The sequence below is a fragment of the Pseudomonas sp. genome, from assembly GCF_050739655.1.
Classification (GTDB): Bacteria; Pseudomonadota; Gammaproteobacteria; order Pseudomonadales; family Pseudomonadaceae; genus Aquipseudomonas.
Map to the genome: position 1 here is coordinate 1 of NZ_JBOIBY010000123.1, position 4,532 is coordinate 4,532.

The following is a 4,532-nucleotide window of genomic DNA, read 5'->3' on the forward strand; positions in this document are numbered from 1 at the left end:
TCAAGCGTTTAAGTGCTACCGCAGTTAGCCACCACTGCTGCGGCAACCAAATCCAAAGTTTCGGGAGAGTGAACATGGGCAAAATTATCGGTATCGACCTGGGGACTACCAACTCCTGCGTCTCCGTACTTGAAAACGGCGTAGCCAAAGTTATTGAAAACGCCGAAGGTGCGCGCACCACGCCGTCGATCATCGCTTACGCCAACGATGGCGAAATCCTGGTCGGCCAGTCCGCCAAGCGTCAGGCAGTGACCAATCCGCACAACACCCTGTATGCGGTAAAGCGTCTGATCGGTCGTCGCTTCGAAGAAGAAGTTGTACAAAAAGACATTCAGATGGTCCCTTACAAAATCGCCAAGGCTGACAACGGCGATGCTTGGGTTGAAGTGAACGGCCAGAAAATGGCTCCGCCACAAATCTCGGCTGAAATTCTGAAGAAAATGAAGAAGACCGCCGAAGACTATCTCGGCGAGCCAGTGACCGAAGCGGTGATCACCGTTCCGGCCTACTTCAACGACAGCCAGCGTCAAGCTACCAAAGACGCCGGTCGCATCGCTGGTCTGGACGTAAAACGCATCATCAACGAACCAACCGCAGCTGCTCTGGCTTACGGTATGGACAAGGCCAAGGGCGATCACACCGTGATCGTTTACGACCTGGGTGGCGGTACTTTCGACGTTTCCGTGATCGAAATCGCTGAAGTCGATGGCGAGCACCAGTTCGAAGTGTTGGCCACCAACGGCGACACCTTCCTGGGTGGTGAAGACTTTGACATTCGTCTGATCGACTACCTCGTCGACGAATTCAAGAAAGAAAGCGGCATGAACCTCAAGGGTGATCCGCTGGCGATGCAGCGCCTGAAAGAAGCCGCTGAAAAAGCCAAGATCGAGCTGTCTTCCGCTCAGTCGACCGACGTAAACCTGCCGTACATCACCGCAGACGCCACCGGTCCTAAGCACCTGAACGTGAAGATCTCGCGCGCTAAGCTGGAAGCGCTGGTTGAAGACCTGGTTCAACGTACCATCGAGCCTTGCCGCATTGCGCTGAAAGACTCCGGTATCGACGTTGGCGCGATCAACGACGTGATCCTGGTCGGCGGTCAGACCCGTATGCCACTGGTTCAGAAGCTGGTGACCGAATTCTTCGGCAAAGAAGCTCGTAAAGACGTTAACCCGGACGAAGCGGTTGCCATGGGCGCTGCTATCCAGGGTGCGGTATTGGCTGGTGACGTCAAGGACGTTCTGCTGCTCGACGTTAGTCCGCTGACCCTGGGTATCGAAACCATGGGCGGTGTGATGACTGCGCTGATCGAGAAAAACACCACGATTCCTACCAAAAAATCGCAAGTGTTCTCGACTGCCGACGACAACCAGGGTGCCGTGACCATTCACGTGCTTCAAGGTGAACGTAAACAAGCGGCTCAGAACAAGTCCCTGGGCAAGTTCGATCTGGCCGAGATTCCACCTGCACCGCGTGGCGTGCCACAAATCGAAGTGACCTTCGACATCGACGCCAACGGCATTCTGCACGTAGGCGCCAAGGACAAGGCCACCGGCAAGACTCAGTCGATCGTGATCAAGGCCAACTCCGGTCTGTCCGACGAAGAGATCGAGCGCATGGTGCGTGATGCCGAGGCTAACGCCGAGGAAGACCGCAAGTTCGAAGAGCTGGCCGCTGCCCGTAACCAGGGTGATGCACTGGTTCACTCCACGCGTAAAATGGTCGCCGATGCTGGTGACAAGGTGAGCGCCGAAGAGAAGACTGCAATCGAAGCTGCTGTGGTTGCACTGGAAGCCGCTGTTAAAGGCGACGACAAGGCTGCCATCGAAGCCAAGGTTGAAGAGCTGTCCAAGGTCTCCGCGCCAGTGGCTCAGAAGATGTACGCCGAACAGGCCCAGCCGGCTGAAGGCGCGGCACCGCAAGGTGAGTCGGCCGAGAAGGCTGACGATGTTGTCGATGCTGAGTTCGAAGAAGTAAAAGACCACAAGTAAGTTGTTGGTCGGCCGGTTGACTGCCTTTAGGCGGTGACTGGTAGGATGTCGCCGCGCGGGAGCTTGCTCCCGCGTTGGCGTATCTGGAATATGCGAATTTTTACAGCATGCGACAACGTTCGGATGTTGTTGGTATGGCCGGGAATGCTCCTGCTTTTCGCGCCACAAGTACCACAAGAATCAAAGACCAGGATCGTTGAATTGACGTGAGTTGGGTCCGGGCCTGTATTGGGGCTCAACGAGTTTGGCGGGCTCAGGAGAGGTTTGCCGAACGTCCTCAAGAGTGCAAATGACTTATGGTAAAGCGTGACTATTACGAAGTATTGGGTGTTGAACGAGGCTCAAGCGAGGCGGACCTGAAAAAGGCCTACCGTCGCCTGGCGATGAAGCACCACCCAGACCGTAATCCCGATGACAAAGCATCGGAAGAGATGTTCAAAGAGGCCAACGAGGCCTACGAAGTGCTGTCCGATTCCGGCAAGCGTGCTGCTTACGATCAGTACGGTCATGCCGGTGTCGACCCAAGCATGGGTGGCGGCGGTGCCGGTTTCGGTGGTCAGAATTTCTCTGACATCTTTGGTGATGTCTTCAGTGACTTCTTCGGTGGCGGTCGCGGCGGTTCCCGTGGTGGTGCTCAGCGCGGCAGCGACTTGCGTTACACCCTGGAGCTGGATCTGGAAGAGGCGGTTCGCGGCACGACCGTGAATATCCGCGTTCCAACGCTCGTTAACTGCAAGCCGTGCGATGGTTCGGGCGCCAAGAAAGGCTCCTCGCCAGTGACCTGCCCAACCTGCGGTGGTATCGGCCAGGTGCGCATGCAGCAGGGCTTCTTCTCGGTGCAGCAGACCTGCCCGCGTTGCCATGGCCAGGGCAAGATCATTTCCGATCCGTGCGATTCCTGCCACGGCGAAGGTCGCGTCGAGGAGTACAAAACGCTGTCGGTGAAAGTGCCGGCCGGTGTTGATACTGGTGACCGCATTCGTCTGTCGGGCGAAGGCGAGGCGGGCGCTCAAGGCGGGCCAACCGGCGACCTGTACGTGGTGATCAATGTGCGCGAGCACGCGATTTTCCAGCGTGATGGCAAGCACCTGTTCTGCGAAGTACCGATCAGCTTCGTCGATGCGGCGTTGGGTGGTGAGTTGGAGATTCCGACCCTTGATGGTCGCGTCAAACTGAAAATCCCTGAGGGGACTCAGACCGGCAAGCAGTTCCGCGTGCGTGGCAAGGGTGTTGCCCCTGTGCGTGGCGGCGGTGCTGGTGACTTGATGTGTCGTGTGGCGGTCGAGACTCCGGTCAACCTGAGTCGTCGTCAGCGCGAAATGCTTGAAGATTTCCGCAGTTCGCTGGCGGACGACAACAGCCACTCGCCGAAGACCACTGGCTGGTTCGAAGGCGTGAAGCGTTTCTTCGGTGATCTGTAAGGAGGCAGTCATGCGACGTATTGCAGTGATGGGTGCCGCCGGGCGCATGGGTAAGATCCTGGTCGAGGCGGTGCAGCAGCGCGCACCGCTAACCGGGCTGACGGCGGCTGTCGTGCGGCCAGGCAGTACGCTGATTGGCGTGGATGCCGGTGAGTTGGCTTCGCTGGGTCGGATCGGTGTGCCGCTGTCCGGTAACCTGGAATCGGTGGCCGAAGAGTTCGACGTGTTGATCGACTTCACGCTACCGGAAGTCATGCTGAAAAACCTGGCCTTCTGCCGCACGGCGGGCAAGGCTATGGTCATCGGTACTACTGGGCTGGATGTTGCACAGAAGCAGCAGCTGGCCGAGGCTGGTAAAGACATTCCCATCGTGTTTGCCGCCAACTTCAGCGTTGGAGTAAACCTGTCGCTGAAGCTGCTGGAAATGACGGCGCGCGTGCTCGGTGATGACGCGGATATCGAAATCATCGAGGCGCACCATCGTCACAAGATCGATGCGCCATCAGGCACGGCGCTGCGCATGGGTGAAGTGATCGCTGATGCGCTGGATCGTGATCTGCAGAAGGTCGCAGTGTATGGTCGCGAGGGGCATACCGGTGCCCGTGAGCGCGAAACCATTGGTTTCGCCACGGTGCGCGGTGGCGATGTGGTGGGTGATCATACTGTTCTGTTCGCCTGTGAGGGCGAGCGTCTGGAAATCACTCACAAGGCATCCAGTCGAATGACTTTCGCCAAAGGCGCGGTCCGTGCGGCATTGTGGCTGGACGGGCGCGAGCCTGGTCTTTACGACATGCAAGACGTGCTCGACTTGCGTTAAGATGCATCCGAAATCGGGCTCGCGCGCAGCGTTTGAGCCCGGTTTTGTTCCGCCAAGCGACGACCTGTCGCATTCTCCAGCCTTTAGGGCTCATTGGCGGTAGACCAAAAAAGCCTTTTTCTGTAAGCTACAGCTTTAGTGTGTCCACTAAAAGCGCGCAGAATAATTCAGTGAACAAGCGGGGTGACGTGTCCATACGTCACTCCGCTTTTTTACAACCTGCGATCGCCCTTTCAGGCTTTATTTACGGGAGGTCTTCTTGACTAAGCCAGCCATACTCGCCCTTGCTGATGGCAGCATTTT

3 protein-coding genes are annotated in these 4,532 nt (G+C 57.3%); all 3 read left to right on the forward strand.

Annotation, left to right across the window (positions count from 1 at the left end; translation table 11 throughout):
* Positions 1–74 precede the first annotated feature (74 nt).
* Complete coding sequence (dnaK, locus tag ACRESJ_RS06515) at positions 75–1,991, forward strand: molecular chaperone DnaK (protein WP_150731776.1); 1,917 nt, start codon at positions 75–77, stop codon at positions 1,989–1,991.
* 296 nt (positions 1,992–2,287) lie between these two features.
* On the forward strand, positions 2,288–3,412 hold the full coding sequence (dnaJ, locus tag ACRESJ_RS06520) for a molecular chaperone DnaJ (protein WP_431757182.1): 1,125 nt from the start codon (positions 2,288–2,290) through the stop codon (positions 3,410–3,412).
* Positions 3,413–3,422: 10 nt separating this feature from the next.
* Positions 3,423–4,229: a 4-hydroxy-tetrahydrodipicolinate reductase gene (gene dapB / locus ACRESJ_RS06525; protein WP_431757183.1), complete on the forward strand. Its 807-nt coding sequence runs from the start codon at positions 3,423–3,425 to the stop codon at positions 4,227–4,229.
* Positions 4,230–4,532: the final 303 nt, after the last annotated feature.

Bases quoted from the DNA above. Each gene is read 5' to 3' on its own strand.
- dnaJ (WP_431757182.1), top strand. From the start codon at position 2,288: ATGGTAAAGCGTGACTATTACGAAGTATTGGGTGTTGAACGAGGCTCA.
- dnaK (WP_150731776.1), top strand. From the start codon at position 75: ATGGGCAAAATTATCGGTATCGACCTGGGGACTACCAACTCCTGCGTC.
- dapB (WP_431757183.1), top strand. From the start codon at position 3,423: ATGCGACGTATTGCAGTGATGGGTGCCGCCGGGCGCATGGGTAAGATC.